This is a genomic window from Tunturiibacter gelidiferens (assembly GCF_014201335.1).
Taxonomy (GTDB): Bacteria; Acidobacteriota; Terriglobia; order Terriglobales; family Acidobacteriaceae; genus Edaphobacter; species Edaphobacter lichenicola_E.
In genome coordinates, this window is record NZ_JACHEB010000010.1 from 47,942 (window position 1) to 64,581 (window position 16,640).

Annotated in this window: 18 protein-coding genes and 1 pseudogene; 10 read left to right on the plus strand and 9 right to left on the minus strand. The window is 53.6% G+C overall.

Annotated elements, in window-relative coordinates:
* Positions 1-67: 67 nt before the first annotated feature.
* Positions 68-826, plus strand: coding sequence for a haloacid dehalogenase type II (locus HDF14_RS18910; protein WP_183979791.1), 759 nt, complete (start codon positions 68-70; stop codon positions 824-826).
* A gap of 39 nt (positions 827-865) precedes the next feature.
* On the opposite strand, the gene HDF14_RS18915 is transcribed toward HDF14_RS18910, so the two are convergent.
* Positions 866-1,480 carry a GntR family transcriptional regulator gene (locus HDF14_RS18915; protein ID WP_183979793.1) on the minus strand — a complete coding sequence of 205 codons (615 nt, stop codon included), beginning with the start codon at positions 1,478-1,480 and terminating at the stop codon, positions 866-868.
* A gap of 129 nt (positions 1,481-1,609) precedes the next feature.
* On the opposite strand from HDF14_RS18915, the gene bioB reads away from it, so the two are divergent.
* The 7 genes from bioB to HDF14_RS18950 all read left to right on the plus strand — a co-directional run bounded on the left by bioB (position 1,610) and on the right by HDF14_RS18950 (position 8,376).
* Complete coding sequence (gene bioB / locus HDF14_RS18920) at positions 1,610-2,629, plus strand: biotin synthase BioB (protein WP_313899629.1); 1,020 nt, start codon at positions 1,610-1,612, stop codon at positions 2,627-2,629.
* Positions 2,626-3,771, plus strand: a complete 1,146-nt coding sequence (locus HDF14_RS18925; protein WP_183979795.1) for an 8-amino-7-oxononanoate synthase — start codon at positions 2,626-2,628, stop codon at positions 3,769-3,771. Before bioB ends, HDF14_RS18925 begins: the two co-directional genes overlap by 4 nt.
* Positions 3,768-4,406: a dethiobiotin synthase gene (gene bioD, locus HDF14_RS18930; RefSeq protein WP_183979797.1), complete on the plus strand. Its 639-nt coding sequence runs from the start codon at positions 3,768-3,770 to the stop codon at positions 4,404-4,406. The genes HDF14_RS18925 and bioD overlap by 4 nt, the downstream gene beginning before the upstream one ends.
* The gene (locus tag HDF14_RS18935; RefSeq protein ID WP_183979800.1) at positions 4,406-5,683 is read left to right on the plus strand and encodes an adenosylmethionine--8-amino-7-oxononanoate transaminase; all 1,278 of its coding nucleotides are present in this window, start codon (positions 4,406-4,408) and stop codon (positions 5,681-5,683) included. Before bioD ends, HDF14_RS18935 begins: the two co-directional genes overlap by 1 nt.
* Positions 5,680-6,672, plus strand: a complete 993-nt coding sequence (locus HDF14_RS18940) for a beta-ketoacyl-ACP synthase III (RefSeq protein ID WP_221304775.1) — start codon at positions 5,680-5,682, stop codon at positions 6,670-6,672. The genes HDF14_RS18935 and HDF14_RS18940 overlap by 4 nt, the downstream gene beginning before the upstream one ends.
* 167 nt (positions 6,673-6,839) lie before the next feature.
* A complete protein-coding gene (locus HDF14_RS18945; protein ID WP_183979802.1) occupies positions 6,840-7,463 on the plus strand; it encodes a methylated-DNA--[protein]-cysteine S-methyltransferase in 624 nt (207 codons plus the stop codon).
* Positions 7,411-8,376 (plus strand): isocitrate lyase/PEP mutase family protein, encoded by a 966-nt coding sequence (locus tag HDF14_RS18950; RefSeq protein WP_221304776.1) that lies wholly within the window; start codon positions 7,411-7,413, stop codon positions 8,374-8,376. The genes HDF14_RS18945 and HDF14_RS18950 overlap by 53 nt, the downstream gene beginning before the upstream one ends.
* Before the next feature lie 110 nt (positions 8,377-8,486).
* Here the strand turns inward: HDF14_RS18950 and HDF14_RS18955 are convergent, their stop codons facing one another.
* The 7 genes and pseudogenes from HDF14_RS18955 to HDF14_RS27670 form a co-directional block, all read right to left on the minus strand.
* The gene (locus tag HDF14_RS18955; protein ID WP_183979804.1) at positions 8,487-9,089 is read right to left on the minus strand and encodes a DNA-3-methyladenine glycosylase; all 603 of its coding nucleotides are present in this window, start codon (positions 9,087-9,089) and stop codon (positions 8,487-8,489) included.
* Positions 9,086-9,433 (minus strand): DUF488 domain-containing protein, encoded by a 348-nt coding sequence (locus HDF14_RS18960; protein ID WP_183979806.1) that lies wholly within the window; start codon positions 9,431-9,433, stop codon positions 9,086-9,088. Before HDF14_RS18960 ends, HDF14_RS18955 begins: the two co-directional genes overlap by 4 nt.
* Positions 9,430-11,136 carry an FAD-dependent oxidoreductase gene (locus HDF14_RS18965; RefSeq protein WP_183979808.1) on the minus strand — a complete coding sequence of 569 codons (1,707 nt, stop codon included), beginning with the start codon at positions 11,134-11,136 and terminating at the stop codon, positions 9,430-9,432. The genes HDF14_RS18960 and HDF14_RS18965 overlap by 4 nt, the downstream gene beginning before the upstream one ends.
* 105 nt (positions 11,137-11,241) lie before the next feature.
* Positions 11,242-11,949 (minus strand): alpha/beta fold hydrolase, encoded by a 708-nt coding sequence (locus HDF14_RS18970; protein ID WP_183979810.1) that lies wholly within the window; start codon positions 11,947-11,949, stop codon positions 11,242-11,244.
* 74 nt (positions 11,950-12,023) lie between these two features.
* Complete coding sequence (locus tag HDF14_RS18975) at positions 12,024-12,935, minus strand: alpha/beta fold hydrolase (RefSeq protein ID WP_183979812.1); 912 nt, start codon at positions 12,933-12,935, stop codon at positions 12,024-12,026.
* A gap of 189 nt (positions 12,936-13,124) precedes the next feature.
* Positions 13,125-13,409: pseudogene (locus tag HDF14_RS27665) on the minus strand (helix-turn-helix transcriptional regulator).
* Positions 13,410-13,455: 46 nt separating this feature from the next.
* On the minus strand, positions 13,456-14,292 hold the full coding sequence (locus HDF14_RS27670) for a sigma-70 family RNA polymerase sigma factor (protein WP_406707249.1): 837 nt from the start codon (positions 14,290-14,292) through the stop codon (positions 13,456-13,458).
* 352 nt (positions 14,293-14,644) lie between these two features.
* Here HDF14_RS27670 and HDF14_RS18995 point away from each other — a divergent pair, with 352 nt between their 5' ends.
* On the plus strand, positions 14,645-15,271 hold the full coding sequence (locus tag HDF14_RS18995) for a response regulator (protein WP_183979818.1): 627 nt from the start codon (positions 14,645-14,647) through the stop codon (positions 15,269-15,271).
* 100 nt (positions 15,272-15,371) lie between these two features.
* On the opposite strand, the gene HDF14_RS19000 is transcribed toward HDF14_RS18995, so the two are convergent.
* Entirely contained in the window at positions 15,372-15,680 is a 309-nt protein-coding gene (locus HDF14_RS19000; RefSeq protein ID WP_183979820.1) for a GNAT family N-acetyltransferase, read from the minus strand.
* 550 nt (positions 15,681-16,230) lie between these two features.
* On the opposite strand from HDF14_RS19000, the gene HDF14_RS19005 reads away from it, so the two are divergent.
* On the plus strand, positions 16,231-16,629 hold the full coding sequence (locus HDF14_RS19005) for a YkgB family protein (protein ID WP_221304777.1): 399 nt from the start codon (positions 16,231-16,233) through the stop codon (positions 16,627-16,629).
* Positions 16,630-16,640 lie beyond the last annotated feature (11 nt).

The window sequence follows — 16,640 nt, forward strand, 5'->3', positions numbered from 1 at the left end:
TGCATTCGCGATCATTTAAACAATCGCTGATGCGCGCCCGCAAATAGAAGCGAGAGGAACACGACCAATGACCACCAAACCCAACAAAGGACCATCTGACCAAATCGACGAGATCAACCCGAAATATCAGTGGAACTCAGAAAAGCCTTCAGTGCTTGTGTTCGACGTCAATGAGACGCTGATTAACTTCGAATCAATGAATGCGCTGTTCGAACGGATCTACGGTGACAAACACGTGATGCGCGAATGGCTAGGCCATCTGATCATGTACTCGATGACACTTACGTTATCGGGACTCTATGTGGACTACTATTCCCTGGGACAGGGGCTGCTCCAAATGATTGGCTCGATCAAAGGGGTTAACATACGTCCCGAGGACCATGAAGAGATCAAAACCGCGATGATGACCATGCCGACACATTCGGATGTCGTCGAAGGGTTGAAGCATTTGAAGAAGCTGGGGTATCGCATGGTGACTTTGACAAACTCGCCACCGAATCCCAACGGCAAGAGTCCACTCGAGCAGGCCGGTCTTGCCGAATATTTCGAGCGTCAATTCAGCATCGAAGCCGTACGCTCTTATAAACCTTCTCAAGGGGTGTATCACATGGTTGCGCAGGAGCTCGATGTCCAACCTTCCTCGTGCTGCATGGTTGCGGCTCATGTATGGGACACAATCGGAGCTCAAAGCGCAGGATTCTCGGCCGCACTCATCACGCGCCCGGGAAATGCACTCTTGCCAACTCCCGGATTGCCTCAGCCAAACTTCGTTGCCAAAGACCTGATTCATCTGGCAAAGATTCTTCCCTCAGTGAAGGGTGTTTGATTCATGCTCGGAGGCTTATTTCTAAAGCCCCCGAGCGTCTTACCTCGTCACGCGTTCTAAGCCGCGAATATGGCGCCGGAGTAGCTCTATGGCCTCTGGAAAGTCCTTCACCTTTAGAGCGTCAACAATTTGTCGATGAGCGTGACTGGACGTGGGCTTCCAGCCGCCGGAGCGGGTTGCGGACAAAATGATGCGGGAGTTCGCGAGTTGGAGTTGATCAATCATTTCGAGCAATCTTGGCATCTTGCAAGGCGCAACCAATTCCCGGTGAAATAGCTTGTTCGCCTGTTCCCACTCGGTCATCGTTTGTGCCTGATCACCTTTCAGCATGGCGTGTTCGATCTTTTCGAAGCAGGCTGCATTCAACCTGGGAGCCGCATGAGAAAGTGCCAATGTTTCAAGCGAAGCACGAACCTCAACGATCTCCTGCATGGAGACATGATCGAGAGGAGCCACCCTCATGCCACGACGCGGTTCGCTCACGGCCAGCCATTGGGCACGCAAGAGCTGGAATGCCTCTCGCACCGGAACGTGACTCGCGTCAAATTCTTCCGCAATCCGGTCCTGCCGCAAAGGAGCGTCGGGGACGAGCGTTCCAGAGACAATGCGCTCCGCAAGGATGCGCGCGATCCGTTCTGCCGTAGTTTCAGCCATCGGTCACTTTTATCATAGATAATCTACGATCTGTGGTTTCCATACCGCTCTCGTTGTTACATTGAGACAGAAATAACCTCGGATGCAACATCATTATCTATGATTTGCTCCCATCAGAGGAGACATACTGTGCTGTTGGAAAAAAAGCTAATAATGCCGTCCGCAAGGCCTGCCTCCACACCCTACCGTTCACCTGCGAATAGCACCTGGTCAGGGGCTGACGCCCGCGCGATATACGAATTGCCGTTCAACGATCTTCTCTTTCGGGCACATTCCGTTCATCGCGAGAACTTCAATCCCAATCAAGTTCAGCTCAGCAAATTGCTGAGCATAAAGACTGGCGGATGTCCTGAGGATTGCGGTTATTGCAGTCAGTCTGCACGCTCCGCGACAGGTCTCAACGCTTCAAAGTTGATGGGCGTCGACCAGGTCATTGACGAGGCACGCAAGGCGAAGGATGGGGGCGCTACTCGCTATTGCATGGGGGCAGCCTGGCGCAGTCCGAAAGAGCGCGATATGGATATTGTGATCGCGATGGTAAAGGGCGTAAAAGCGCTGAATCTCGAGACGTGCATGACACTTGGCATGCTCTCAACGCAGCAGGCCGCAACTTTAGCCGAAGCCGGGCTTGATTACTACAACCACAATATCGATACCTCCGAGCGGTTCTACCCGAAGATCATCACCACCAGAACTTTCGGGGATCGTATCGAAACCCTAGAGAATGTCCGACAGGCTGGGATGAAGGTGTGCGCTGGCGGCATTATCGGTATGGGGGAAAACCCGGAAGATCGCGTCGACATGCTTTTGACCCTAGCTAACCTGCCATCGCCGCCTGAGAGCGTGCCGGTCAATATGCTCATTCCAATTCCGGGCTCAAAACTATCCGATTCAGCACCGGTCGATCCGATCGAATTCATTCGGATTATCGCGCTCGCGCGGATACTCATACCGAAATCTCATGTACGCCTGTCCGCAGGACGAAAGGACATGTCCGACGAACTGCAGGCGCTCTGCTTTTTTGCAGGTGCGAATTCGATATTCGTTGGGGATACATTACTCACGGCTGCGAATCCTGGAAGCGATCGGGATACGAGTCTACTTCAAAGGCTTGGGATGTCACCGGAGCCCATGGCAACAGCCAAATGATGAAGCAGTTACTGGGTCGCTATGAGGCCATACTGAATCAACTCGAAGGGAAGGGAAGGCGTCGCAAGCTTTCTGCACAACAAGGCAAGGACTTCACCTCGAACGATTACCTTGGCCTTGCCGAATCGCAGAGGCTGCGCGAGAGCGTAGTCTCGGCACTCGAAAGAGGCGTTCCTGTTGGAGCGGGCGGATCGCGGCTCCTTCGCGGCAATCATTCCGAGCACGAGACGCTGGAGTCAGAAGGTGCCACCTTCTTCCGTTCCGAACGCATGATGTATTTCGGGAGCGGCTATGCAGCCAATCTCGCGGTTCTTGCCACGCTTCCGCAGCGCAATGACCTGATTGTCTACGACGAATTGATCCACACGAGCGCACACGCAGGGATAGCGGCCGGGCGGAGTTCGTCGGCGAGTGTGCCACACAACGATCTCGATGCGACGGAAGATGTCATTCGTAAATGGCGGCAGGCGGACGGCAAGGGGCATCCCTGGATCGTCGTTGAAAGTCTTTATTCGATGGATGGAGACAAGGCTCCGCTTGCCGGGCTAATGGAATTAGCCGATAGGTATGACGGATTTCTTTTCGTCGATGAAGCACATGCAACAGGCGTTCACGGCACAGACGGCCGCGGTTTTTCCGCCGAACTGGAAGGCCGGGACAACGTCGTCGTACTTCACACCTGCGGGAAAGCACTTGGGGCGGAGGGTGCGCTTGTAGGAGCAAGTGGCATATTGTGTGACTACCTTATAAATCACGCACGGCCCTTCATCTACGCCACTGCGCCTTCTCCACTTATGGCAGCGGTTGTACGTGAAGCGTTGAAGATCCTGTCTGACGAACCGGAGCGGCGGCGAAAGCTCCACAGCATGATCGCTTGCGCGAATGAGAAGGTCCTCAGTGTTCTCGGACGCGAATCTAGCGGCTCTCAGATTCTGCCAGTCATCCTCGGCGACAATGCTCGTACTTTACGCGTCGCGGAGCAGATGCAGGCGGATGGATTCGACATTCGAGCCATTCGTCCCCCGACAGTTCCAGCAAATACCGCTCGGCTGCGAGTCTCCGTGACACTCAACGTGGATCTGTCAACCATTTCTCGTATGTTCGATCGTCTGGCAACGGTGATCGCGGAAACCCAGCAATGAGCCTGCGAATCGTTATCACTGGCACTGACACAGGAATCGGCAAGACGGTGTTCTCTGCTGGACTGACTGACGCGCTTGGTGGCTGCTATTGGAAGCCTATCCAGTCCGGACTGGATGAAGAGACTGACAGCGAGATTGTAGCCCGGCTCGGACATATATCACCTCAACGGATTCTTCCCGAAGTGTGGCGGCTCAATACCCCGGTGTCTCCCCACCTGTCGGCGGAGAACGACGGCGTGATGCTCGCTCCGGAGGTGCTCCAGCCGCCGATTACGGGCTTGCCTCTCGTTATTGAAGGGGCTGGAGGTCTACTAGTTCCTCTAACCCGCCAGAGTACTTTCGCCGATGTCTTCGCGCGCTGGCAGATCCCGGCAATTTTATGTGCCCGTACAAGTCTCGGGACGATTAACCATACGTTGCTTTCCCTGGAGGCTATGCGACGTCGCCTCATTCCGGTGCTGGGCATCGCATTCATTGGGGAGGATTACCCCGATACACAAAGAACGATTGTGGAGATGGGAGATGTCCGCATTCTTGGGAGATTGCCATATCTCAATCCTTTGACGGCGGAGGCGTTACGACAAGCCATGCGAGAGCGCTTCGACGTTCCATCGATCAGAGAGGCAATCACGTAATGCATTCCGATTTGCAGTCTCCTGTTTGGCATCCATTTACCCAGCACGGCCTCGATCCTGTAACTACTAAGATCGTTAGGACGGAAGGCGCTTATCTGATCGATGAACACGGCCGTTTGGTTCTCGATGCAATCTCGTCCTGGTGGGTCATCACTCATCGTCATCGACATCCGGCCATTGCGGAAGCGATTCAAGTGGCAGCCGAGACCCTCGATCAGGTTATCTTCGCCGAGTACACCCATGAGGCGGCGGAAGAACTTGCAACGGGTCTGCTCCGCGTTGCCCCACCCGGCCTGGCACACGTGTTTTACTCCGACAGCGGTTCTACCGCAGTGGAAGTGGCATTGAAGATGGCACTCGGCTTTTTTCATCATGTAGGAGACCCACGCTCGCGCATTGCCGTCATGGAGCACAGCTATCACGGGGACACTATTGGCACGATGTCCGCGGGAGAACGAGGGGTCTTCAATGCGCCCTATGGGGCATTGTTGTTCGATGTGGACAGGGTGCCATTCCCTGAGGCCAGCCGGGAGCAAGACACACTCGATGCATTCGAGCGACTCTGCAGGGACCGCAAGATCGCGGCGCTTCTCGTCGAGCCCTTGGTGCTGGGCGCGGGTGGCATGAAGATGTATTCGGCTCGTATTCTCACCGAGCTGAAGCAAATCGCGGAGCGGTTTCATACGTTGCTGATCGTCGACGAAGTGATGACCGGTTGGGGGCGAACGGGGACGCTCTTCGCCTGCGAACAGGCAGCTATCAGCCCGGATATCCTTTGCACCTCCAAGGGGATCACTGGCGGCGCGCTGCCACTGGCGGCGACGCTGTGTTCCCACGAAATCTTCGATGCTCACTTCTCCACCGACCGAAGCCGAATGTTCTTCCACTCGAGCTCTTACACGGCAAACCCCATTGCCTGTGCTGCAGCCGTAGCGAATCTCAAGATCTGGCAGACTGAGCCAGTTGCACAACGCATCGAGGAGCTGGGGCGTCTGCACCAGGAACGGTTAGAACCATTCCGGACTGATCCGCGGTTTGCTAACGTCCGGCAAACTGGAACCATCGCTGCCCTCGATCTCGACGTCTCGACTGCAGGTTATCTCTCGGACGTCGGGCCGAAGCTCAGACGCTTCTTCCGAGACCGAGATCTGCTCATCCGCCCACTCGGAAATGTGATTTACCTCATGACACCCTACTGCGTGGTCCCAAACGAACTCGATCGTGCCTACGCGGCGATCGACGAAGTCGCTGACATGATTCGCAAGGCAAATAAATGATGCTAGTCCGATCGAGCCGCATTGCTGGTCTGGGCCACTATGTTCCAGAAAGGCGTGTTGAGAATGGAGAGATTGAAACGAGACTTGGTCTTGAGGCCGGTTGGATCGAGAGGCGCACGGGCATCCGGGCGAGGCGCTGGGCTGCTCCTCACCAGGCACTGACGGATCTGGCTGTCGAAGCGGGAGCTATGGCGATTAACAATGCTGGTATGGCGCGAGCCGATGTGGGTTTAACGCTTCTGGCAACCTCCACTCCTGACCACCTTCTGCCTCCATCTGGTCCTTTGCTGTCCCATCGCCTGGGCCTTCCAAACTCGGGTGCGCTCGATCTCACCGGTGCTTGCTCTGGATTTCTCTACGCTCTGACCCTGGCAGATGGTTTTGTGAGGACACAGGGTAAGCCCGTGCTCATCGTCGCAGCGAACATATTGAGCCGACGAATCAATCCCGAGGAGCAGGGAAGCGCTATCCTCTTTGCAGACGCTGCGGGGGCGGTCCTTCTGGCACCTTCCGATTCTGCAGGGAGTGGGTTGCTCGGAGTCGATCTGGCCGCTGACGGAAGCCACTATGATCTGATCTCCATTCCTGCCGGTGGGAGCAGGAGACCATTTATTGAAGGCATGGACCCGCGAGAGTTATTGATGACAATGAGGGATGGCAGATCAGTTTTCTCCCAGGCAGTACGCATGATGACGAAATGCTCTATGCGCGCCATGCAACAGGCGGATATGGCTGCGGCGGAGGTCGATCGTTTCGTTCCACATCAGGCCAATATCCGTATCTTCGACGCCGTTTGTGAAAACCTCGGTATTGCAAGCAGCAAAACGGTCCACACCATTGAAGAATTCGGAAACTCTTCCGCAGCTACCATCCCGTTATCCCTGTCCCTATCGAACATAAGTCGCCCTTTCGCCACCGGTGAACGGCTTCTTTTGACTACGGCGGGAGCGGGCCTGGCCGGGGGAAGTGTCGTTTTAGGAATAGGCTAGCTGTCAGGTCCGGTAGCTACTGGTAGTGCGCTAATGACCGCGAATTGCTCGACATCCCCTCGAGCACACTTATGCATTTAGCGCCGCCCCTACCAGCGGCCGAAAGCTCCAACAAACTCTAAGACCCTGAAATAATTTGTCACCTATCTCATTCGTCAGCATTCCAATTGAAGCTCTCAAAAGAAGGGAGAATCCGGACCATGCAAAAGCGTAGAGCGGCGTCGAGTGCACAGAAGTCGACCAGCAAACAGACCGAAGGGAGCCATCGAAATAATGATTACGAGTCGCTCACCTATGGAATCGCGAAATCAAGTTTGGGGCACGTTCTCGTCGCTAGCGGGGACAAAGGAGTGGTTGCCGTCCTGATCGGCGAATCTCCGACGGTGGTGATGGATGATCTTCGTACGCGATTCCCCAAGGCACATCTGGTTCGTGACGATCAGATGCACGCAATAGAGATTTCACAGTTAATCAACTACATCGAATCTGCAAAAGAGGATGTCAATTTCGATCTGGATCTGCGAGGTACAGAGTTCCAGAGAAAGGTATGGCGGGCCGTGCGCAAGATAAAGATAGGTGAAACGACGACTTACACCGATCTTGCTCGTTCTATTGGAGCCCCGAAAGCTATACGCGCCGTTGCCAATGCGTGCTCGATCAATCCCTTTGCATTTGCAGTTCCGTGCCATCGAGTCTTGCATAAGGAACGCGCGCTCTCCTTTAGCCCCAACCGTGGAAATGATCGACAACGTCCCATGGTCGACCGTGAAGCAAGAGTCACAAAACGGTAAAACTATCGCTATCTGCTCCTGCTCACGCGTATCAGCAGCTATGTTTGAGCCGAAATTTAATCGTTCCACGCACAGAATAAAGGAGATCCCCATGAAAGAAACAACCGCCAAAAAACGCTTAGCATTTCGCGCTCTTCACAAAGATGGCTGCTTCATTCTGCCCAACCCATGGGATATCGGAAGCGCGCGTGTCCTCCAACATTTGGGCTTTTCCGCACTCGCTTCAACAAGTACAGGCTTTGCCTGGACAATGGGCAAACCCGACTATGCGATGACGATGGATAACGTATTAGGCCACTTAAGATCGCTCTGCGATGCGACCGATCTTCCCGTCAATGCAGACTTCGAATCCGGATTCGCCGCAGATCCGCATGGCGTCGCGGCAAACGTAAAACTTGCGGTCGGGACGGGTATCGCGGGTGTTTCGATCGAGGATCGCAAGATGGGGGATCTCTCAAATCTTTACGACGTCTCTCAATCCGTTGCCAGAATTCAGGCCGCTCGTTCTGCGATTGATGAGACAGGTGAGGATGTCATCCTGGTAGCACGGACCGAAGGGCTACTCATTGACTCTGGAGCCATCACGAAAGCTATCGATAAATTGGTCGCGTTCGCTGCCGCAGGCGCCGACTGCCTGTACGCTCCGGGTGTAGGCAAGAAAGAAGACATCATCGCGATGGTGAAAGCGGTAGCGCCCAAACCTGTGAATGTTCTAGTTATGGGACCGGGCACGACGGCAAGAGAATTGGAAGACCTCGGCGTTCGTAGGATCAGCGTAGGTGGAGCCCTTTCGTTATCAGGATGGGGGGGCATGGTTGCAGCGAGTGAAAAACTCAAGGCAGGATTTTTCGACGGTTTAGGAGGCGCGACCTCTGGCGGTCAGCTCAACGAAATCTTTGCAAAGTTTGAATAGCTTCGATGCTGTCAGGAAACGGGTTAGATTCGGGTTCCCAACCGGGTCTGACCCGTTTCTATTGGCATGCATGTCCGAGAATGAGAGGACGAAAGTGCGATTCTCCATCCTCATGGTTTTTCGATGATTGCCCTGAATCTGAGAAGTTTTTCCGTGGCTTTAGTGATTCCGATTCGAATCGAAGTTTGTATCTTGTTCTGACGATACCCGTCGTCCAGAATTCGAACCGGAGAGCCGCTATCGGTCACGTCCATATTATTGTGATGCATGCGGTTAATTCCAAGAGCCTTGCACAGTTTCCCCGGTCCTCCCGTGAGCGCCGTCGCATTTTGTGTTCCCGATAGTCCACGTAGTCGTGTCATGGTCTCCAAGCCGGCAATCGGGTCCAGGGCGCGAAGCAAGACACCGCCAGCCTTCCCATCGAGATGGCTCGAAATACTAAGGCAATCGTTAATCCCATAGATCAGATAGACATGTGTAAAGCCAGGTGGGCCGAACAATACTGCATTGGCCGGAGTCTCGCCCCGAAACGCATGGGAGGCTGGGTCGGCCAAACCAAGATAGGCCTCGGTCTCAATGATGCGTCCGACCAATCGTTCCCCATTCAGGTCATGGATCAAGACCTTGCCGATCAGATTCCTCGCGACGATCTTGGGTGAGCGAGCGTAGAACGAACGCGGGACGATTTGTGTGGAACTTGGCCTTGTTTTCAAGCCCGGCTCACGATTTCCTGGAGGATCACCGCCTGGTTATGGCTTTCGTCCCTGGCAGCGTAGATAAGCGTAACCGGACCTTCGGTCGCAGCGCGAATGATGGCTGACAGGTCCTCGTTTTTGAACCCGAGCTCCTGAATGTACTTTGCCCTGAACTGCGGCCAGCGTTTTGGATCATGCCCGAACCACTTGCGCAAATCAGAGCTTGGACCTATGTCCTTGAGCCACAAATCGATCCGGGCATCTTCCTTCTTGACACCTCTGGGCCAGAGCCTATCTACGAGAATCCGCGTGCCATCTTCCACATCGGTAACTTCATAAATCCGCTTGATCTTGACTGTCATAGGCTTATCTCATCGTTGTGAGGCGCGCTGCTTGCCGACTGTATCGCGGCCAGCGCGGAATCGGGGGCAGCGGCCACAAGGTCGCGATGGTCAGCGAGATAGCGATGCACGTCCGAGACGACAACTGAACCTTCTCCTACTGCGGACGCGACACGTTTTACGGAGGTCGAGCGCACATCTCCGACAGCAAATATTCCTGCAACGCTCGTCGCGTAACGTGAGTTCTCAAAGCCGGTCGACTCACCTGTTACCACGAACCCCTTGCGGTCGAGTCGCAAAGTTCCGAAGAGCCATCCCGTATTTGGCTGGGCACCGATCATGACGAACACGTTTTTGATTGGACGCGTTGTTCTCGCGCCTGTTCTCCGATCGACCCAGGAGACGCCTTCGAGTTTTTCATCTCCGTCGAGTCTCTCAATCTCGCTATTAACGTGGAGCGTGATGCGCGCGGAGCTTTCAATTCGTGAAACTAAATACTGGGACATGGTTTTCGCTAGTGATTTCGCCCGGACAATCAAGTGCACGTGAGCAGAAACGCCCGCGAGAAACGCCGCGGCTTGCCCAGCGGAGTTTCCCCCGCCTACAACGATCACCTCGTGATCCCTGCACAGGAGCGACTCCATTGCAGTTGCGGCATAGTAGATCCCTTGATTCTCGAAGCGAAGGTAGTTGTCGAGATCGAGTCTCCGATACCTTGCGCCGCTCGCGACGACGACGGCGCGAGTCTGCACTTCGAGGCCGCCTTCGAGCACAAGCATGTGAAGTCCACCATTCGGGCGCACCGAGATTGCATTTCTCGAAATGGCAAAACGAACACCAAACTTAAGTGCCTGAACATGGGCGCGATGTCCAAGGCGTTGGCCGAAGATTCCGGTTGGAAAACCCAGATAGTTTTCTATTTTGGAGCTGGTGCCGGCTTGTCCGCCCGGGGCGATGCCTTCAATCACGAGCGTTGAAAGCCCTTCAGAGGCCGCGTAAACCGCAGCCGCAAGGCCGGCAGGTCCAGCACCGACGACAGTAACATCGTAAACCGACTTCGGATCGGGAAGTTCAGTGATTCCCAGATCATCTGCCAGGGTGGCAATTGCTGGTTTCTGAAGGACACGCCCATCGGCCAGCACTACAGATGGCATCACTGGGCAATCCCGGTGCACCTCCAACGTTTGATGTGGATAGCCGTTCCGGATGAAAAAGCTCTCCAGAAGCAGATAGTCGGCATTGTCTGGCTGACCGACAAGGATGACACCACCCTTTTGTTCTTCGATCAATCGCAGCTTGCGCCAGATCGTAGCCTGCATGATCAGATTTGCGATATCGTCTTCAGCGCGCATGAGATGTTGAAGCTGTGGCCGAGTGATCCGAATCAAGACACTATCGCCCTTGGTTCGACATCCGGTCAGTGTCCGCTGGTAGTTAAACAGATCCAGCTCTCCTGAGAACTGTCGTGGGGTGAGCAATTGCAGGAAACACTCATGATTTTGCTTAGCCCGCGTGTAAACCTCTATGCTGCCCTCGATGATGACAAACATATCGACCTGACGTTCATCGCGCCCAAAGAGCGTTGTTCGATCGGGGACAGCTTCAACAGTTCCATATGCTCGTAGCCGATCGAGCATCTCGTATGTGAGGTCGGGGTAGGCAAGATCGGGTCGAAAGGGTGGAACACTCGATGCTGGTAGCGCGTTATTAAGTTCTTCATACATAGGAGAGATATCCGCAGAGTTATTTAATGGCCGTTGTGTTGCCCCGGAACAAAGCGTAGGCGCCCTTATACAGACGAGTTGGCTGCCGCACGCTTGAACTGTTTGCTAAGCCAGATGTTCGTGAGCAGCTTCGAGAATAACGTCCAACACCACTTCGGGTTCGGTCATCGCTGCGGCGTAGTCGAGGGGATGGGTATAAATGTGCGCGTTCATCCTCTGCGCCATCATTCTTTGCGTCTTTGCGCTAAGAACATGATCCTGTTCCGCGATCAAGTAGCTAGATGGAAGACGCTGCCAGGAAGGATTCGGAATACCACCGTTGAGGCATCGTACTGAGATCGGCTTTTGTGCGGCGGTCATGAGAGCCCATTGGTGCGCAGCCGCATGGGGAGCGAGTAATGTCTTGAATTCAGATTCAGACATCCAGATGAATCCGTGTCGATCCGCTATCATTCGTGGCGATTCCGCGGGCGAGAGATCCGATTTCAATACATCCGCTACGGTTTCATTGCTATCCGGAGTAATAGCGGAGATGAATACCAGAGCCTGTACAAGCTCTGAGCGTAGTGCTGCGTTTGCAATGAGGGCGCCGGAATAGGAATGTCCCACTAGCATAAGCGGACCGTCTGTCAGCTCCAACGTTCGTTCGATCGCCGCTAAATCATCCTCGAAGGATGTAAGAGGAAGTTGGGCGGCAACGACCTGAAGACCATGTTGTTGAAGCGGAAGAATCACGCTATTCCACATCCCCGCATCAAGCCAGGGGCCGTGAACGAGGACGACCGTTGCTCTTTCTGCAAAACACGATTCCATGCAAAACCCTCAAGCCTGAAGTACCGCCGGGCCATAAAGGAGAAGACCCGGCGGATGTATCGAGGACCGGTTCCTCAGCGTTTCAGGGAGCCGACCACGTTCGTCTGATAGAAGTCCTGCATATGCTTCGCGATATAGTTCAGGCAATCCTCAACAGCGAAGTGACCTGAGTTCAACCGATGCATTTCCGCCTTGGGCAGGATCTCGAGGAAGGCCTCACCACCAGCCGGCGTGAAAAAGATATCACCTTGGCCCCAAAAGATAATCGTCTTGGGCTGGTGATCCTTGAGGAACGCCTGCCACTTCGGATAAAGCTCTACGTTGGTCCGATAATCATAGAAGAAGTCGAGCTGTACCTGCTTTGCGTTCGGGCGTTCGAGAAAATGATTGTCCATGTTCCAGTTATCGGGGCTGATCAGCTCTGGTTTGGGATGCCCGGTTGTGTAAACAGCGTGGACGGTGGGCGGCTCGAGAAAACCGGCGATCGCTTTCTCAGCTTCAGGCGAGCGACCCTTCCAGTAGCTGTTCCGCAGCCCGCTCCAAACCTCAGTAAAGCCGATCTCGTAGGCATTGGTGTTCTGGATGATGAGCCATTCCAGCCAGTCAGGATGCTTATCGAGAATGCGGAAGCCGACCGGGCCCCCATAGTCCTGAACGTAGAGGCCAAACCGAGTGAAGCCGGTCTTCTCAAGAAACTTGGTGACGATCGCCGCCGTGTTGTCGAAGGTATATGCGAACGACTTTGGATCGGGCATGTCGGAGTTACCGAAACCCGGATAATCGGGGGAAACGACATGAAAGCTCCCCGATAGCTCGCGCATGAGATTGCGATACTGGTGCGACGACGAAGGAAAGCCATGCAGGAGCACAAGTTTAGGACTTTTGGGGTCGCCCGCCTCTCGATAAGCAATGTTGAGCCCATCGATCTCGATTGTTTTGAAAGACACCGTTTTCGATGAAACAGAAGGATCGTATTCAATGCGCATATTGGTTCCCATCTCCTCGCCCAGAAGGCAAATCTCTTTTGTTCGCGGCTTCACCAGACAGCCGAGACGCAGATTGGAGTTGCGGGCCGACTCAACGTTACAAAATATTCCATTTACAGGGACAATTTGCACCATTGCAAAGTGAACAAGGAGGTCACAGTTAGCCATATAAAGGGCATTGACTTCGTTTTAACGCTGACAGTCCTGTCGCCACCTCTTTGGCATCGCTCCAACGAATTGGCGAAATGCTCTGGTGAAGTGACTCTGGTCCGCGAAGCCTACGCTTATGGCCATCTCGGAGATAGTGAGATTCGTTATTTAAAGCATTTGTTGAGCTCGTTGAATACGTGCCTGAAGGATGTATCGATAAGGCGGCATACCGGTCGAGTCACGAAATGCGCGGGCGAACTGGGATTGAGAACGTTTTGCAATCTTCGCGACTTCAGCGAGCAGCCTCTGACCAAGACGAGCAATAACCTAGCTCCACGATTGAAGCGCTGAAAGAATCATCCGTTCCGTATCAGACATGTGCTGTATCCCTCGAAAAAGCTGTTCGTATTGTTTGAAATCCGATATCACTCATGATCGGAGCGTGCAGGCAGTCCTTAACCCCGATTTGATGGTTGCGGCACGCTTCGGATGCAACGGTATCGCGCTCTTCCTTGTCCGGGGCATCGCATGGAACTATCTCACATCGGTTTGCTGCAGAACTAGAGGGTTGAGCGTCAGGAGCGGAGATCGAGGACGGATGAACTCTCCGTGTCACCGGGAGATTCATCATCACTTCCAAACGTTCCTGAAGGAGATGGCGTGCACGGTGAAGCCGAGTCTTCGCTACGGAAAGGGATATGCCCAATTGTTCAGCGGCCTTTTGCGTCGAGAGCTCGTGAACTTCGCGCAGGAAGTAAATATTACGATAGCGAGGATGAAGCCCTGAGAGCGCTCGCGAAACAATCTCCCTGGTCTGGCTTTGCTCGGCCATGTAATACGGGTTGGACGCTTCATCTCTGACACTCGAAAACCGCTCGCAATAGGCTTCGATTGGTTCGAACGCAAGAAGTCCGCGACGGCGTAAATGACCCTTTGCCTCGTTGAGCGTAATGCTGATGAGCCAGGTACTCAACCTCGAGTCCGCTCGAAAACCGCTCAGATTCTGAAACGCCTTCACGAGCGTTTCCTGAACTACATCTTCTGCATCTGTCTCATTCCTGACTACTGCGAGCGCCACGCGGCGAAGCCGGTGTTCATGGGGGCGAATCAGATCATAGAAGAGATTCGTCTCACCGGAAACGATAAGCGAAATGAGTCTGATTTCATCGCTTACCGTGGGTGTTTCAATGCACATGCTTACTCTCATAGTGATAACTGGATTGACATCTCGTGATCTTTGGTTTCGACGATTCAAGGGATATAGCTGAGTCGCGCTTCTCCGTTTTTGTCTCAAATTGCCGTTTGGTCTGTTTTTGCTGTGGCGTCATGGTCAGTTACTCCGGAGCGTATTTATCTCCACTAAACTCTGAGTTGGCACTGCTTGTTACTCCGTTCGTCAAACCGGTTCAGCAACGATCCAAGCGAATTGGTTAGGAACACTTTCTGAGTGTGCGCTGAGATCAGGAACCGGCACACCTGAAAATCATTAGGTATCACACTGCAATTTGTGCAGGTCTAGGAGGTTGGACGAGCGGTAGGAATCAAGAAGGGGGGGTGGCATGATGTCGGGACAAATCAGAATCCTTACGGTCGATGACATGCCCGTATATCGGGAAGGTTTGGGAATGATCATCGCGACGCAGCCGGACATGTTGAACGTTGCTCAGGCTTCCGACTCGGCTGAGGCGATTGCGGAGTATCGTCGACATCAGCCAGATGTAACGCTCATCGATCCTCGTCTGCCGAGCTGCTCTGGAATCGAAACAATGTCCACCATTCGCGGCGAATTTCCAAAAGCAAAGATCATCATGCTTGCGACCTTCGATGGAGACATAGAGATCCAACAGGCCCTACGAGCAGGTGCTCTCGCTTACGTGCTGAAGAGTGTTGCGAAGAACGAGCTGCTCGATATTATTCGCAAGGTGCACAGTGGCCGAAGATGCATTCCTGCAAATATTGCGACCAGATTGGCGGAACACATGGGACATGAGAGCCTGACGGCTCGTGAACTGGATGTTCTTAGGCTTATTGGCATTGGCCTGCGCAACAAACAAATTGCCAGTGACCTCGGAATCTCCGAAACAACCGTGAGTTTTCACATCAAAAATGTAGTCGATAAGCTCGAGGCAAACGACAGGACCCATGCGGTAACGGTGGCACTACGAAGAGGTCTGCTGCATATGTGAAGACATCAGCGTATGGCATGCCGTTCTGAGGTACATTGAGGCCGCGCGGCCACCGCAAATGCTACGGCTGATGTGACATCAATCATCGTTCCGGTAGTACTCACGCCGACTGGGGCTTGGCTGGTTGATAGCCACGTCTCCCTACCAGAGGCCTGTACTCGGGATTCTTGGTGAGGAAATGGAAGACAATAGGGCAGACGATATCCACTTTAAGTTTATGGGCCTTTGCATATTCGAGTCCCATCTGAGCAAGCTCATTGGCTATGCCATGACCGCGGAGTACTGGAGGAACTTCCGTATGGAGAAGGGATATCCATCCTTCTCCGTCGGTTTCGTAGGCGAGATATGAGATGCCGCCATCTCGTTCGATTTCAAATCTTCCCTTCGTTGCTTCCATCGTTTCAGCCATAAAGGTACCTGGGACTTGTGTTTTCGCTGATGAACCTCAGGATTCATCAGCGCGACTTAGGCGTGTAGTAGTCAGATGAGTCTTCTACCTGACTGTGACGTCATCATCTACGCAAAGATGACGGATTCCTCCTTCTATTTAACTTCAAGCCTAAAGATCGTAGATCGAACTTCTTGCAGGTTTGGACCTGTGTTTTTATGCAGGTGTATCCTACGTTGATCTGTCTCCTCGCTCAATCGTCCTCGCTAGACCCTCAATGAATCCTAAAGAAACTGCAGGTTGATTACTGCACTTTTTCGGAAGACGTCTGCCATGAGCAGTCGGCAGAATACGAAAGGAGAGAAGGGGCTTACTCGGCTCATACCGAACTGGCATTCTTCGGATCAAGAATAAGATGGCGGCTAGATATGGCTCTCCCAGACGAAAGGACCTCAATGAATACATCAGCTTCAGAATCGTACGTCATGGCGCGCAGAGTAGCTCGATTCGAATTGATTGCCAAGTTGCTCCTACGCTATGGACTTGTTGTCGCGATCGGGTGGATTGGTGCGTGAAAATCACGCACTACGAGGCGGTTGGAATCCAGCCATTGATTGCCCACAGCCCCCTTCTGAGTTGGGGGTACAGCATCTGGAGCTTGGATCACTTTACGATGATTATTGGGGCGACAGAACTCATCATTGTTGCGCTGCTCGCGGTAAGACCATGGTTCCCACGCGCTTCGGCACTTGGAAGCCTGGGTGCCATATGCATGTTTCTGACAACGCTTTCCTTCATCCTCACGACACCAGGTTGGGAACCAAGCCTTGGCGGATTTCCAGCTCTGTCCGGTGGCGTCGGCGAGTTTTTGATTAAAGATTTTGTTTTGCTTGGCGCCGCGATCTGGACCTTAGCTGATTCCCTAAGGGCTGCTTATTCTCTGCCGGCAGATACAAGAAGCAGCTTCTAGCTTCGATGCCA

Coding starts and splice junctions, on each gene's coding strand:
- HDF14_RS18925 (WP_183979795.1), top strand. CDS start 2,626: ATGATGAAGCAGTTACTGGGTCGCTATGAGGCCATACTGAATCAACTC.
- bioD (WP_183979797.1), top strand. CDS start 3,768: ATGAGCCTGCGAATCGTTATCACTGGCACTGACACAGGAATCGGCAAG.
- HDF14_RS27670 (WP_406707249.1), bottom strand. CDS start 14,292: ATGAGAGTAAGCATGTGCATTGAAACACCCACGGTAAGCGATGAAATC.
- HDF14_RS18910 (WP_183979791.1), top strand. CDS start 68: ATGACCACCAAACCCAACAAAGGACCATCTGACCAAATCGACGAGATC.
- HDF14_RS18965 (WP_183979808.1), bottom strand. CDS start 11,136: ATGTATGAAGAACTTAATAACGCGCTACCAGCATCGAGTGTTCCACCC.
- HDF14_RS18915 (WP_183979793.1), bottom strand. CDS start 1,480: ATGGCTGAAACTACGGCAGAACGGATCGCGCGCATCCTTGCGGAGCGC.
- HDF14_RS18995 (WP_183979818.1), top strand. CDS start 14,645: ATGATGTCGGGACAAATCAGAATCCTTACGGTCGATGACATGCCCGTA.
- HDF14_RS18940 (WP_221304775.1), top strand. CDS start 5,680: ATGATGCTAGTCCGATCGAGCCGCATTGCTGGTCTGGGCCACTATGTT.
- HDF14_RS18975 (WP_183979812.1), bottom strand. CDS start 12,935: ATGCGCATTGAATACGATCCTTCTGTTTCATCGAAAACGGTGTCTTTC.
- HDF14_RS18970 (WP_183979810.1), bottom strand. CDS start 11,949: ATGGAATCGTGTTTTGCAGAAAGAGCAACGGTCGTCCTCGTTCACGGC.
- HDF14_RS19000 (WP_183979820.1), bottom strand. CDS start 15,680: ATGGCTGAAACGATGGAAGCAACGAAGGGAAGATTTGAAATCGAACGA.
- HDF14_RS18935 (WP_183979800.1), top strand. CDS start 4,406: ATGCATTCCGATTTGCAGTCTCCTGTTTGGCATCCATTTACCCAGCAC.
- HDF14_RS18950 (WP_221304776.1), top strand. CDS start 7,411: ATGATCGACAACGTCCCATGGTCGACCGTGAAGCAAGAGTCACAAAAC.
- HDF14_RS18960 (WP_183979806.1), bottom strand. CDS start 9,433: ATGACAGTCAAGATCAAGCGGATTTATGAAGTTACCGATGTGGAAGAT.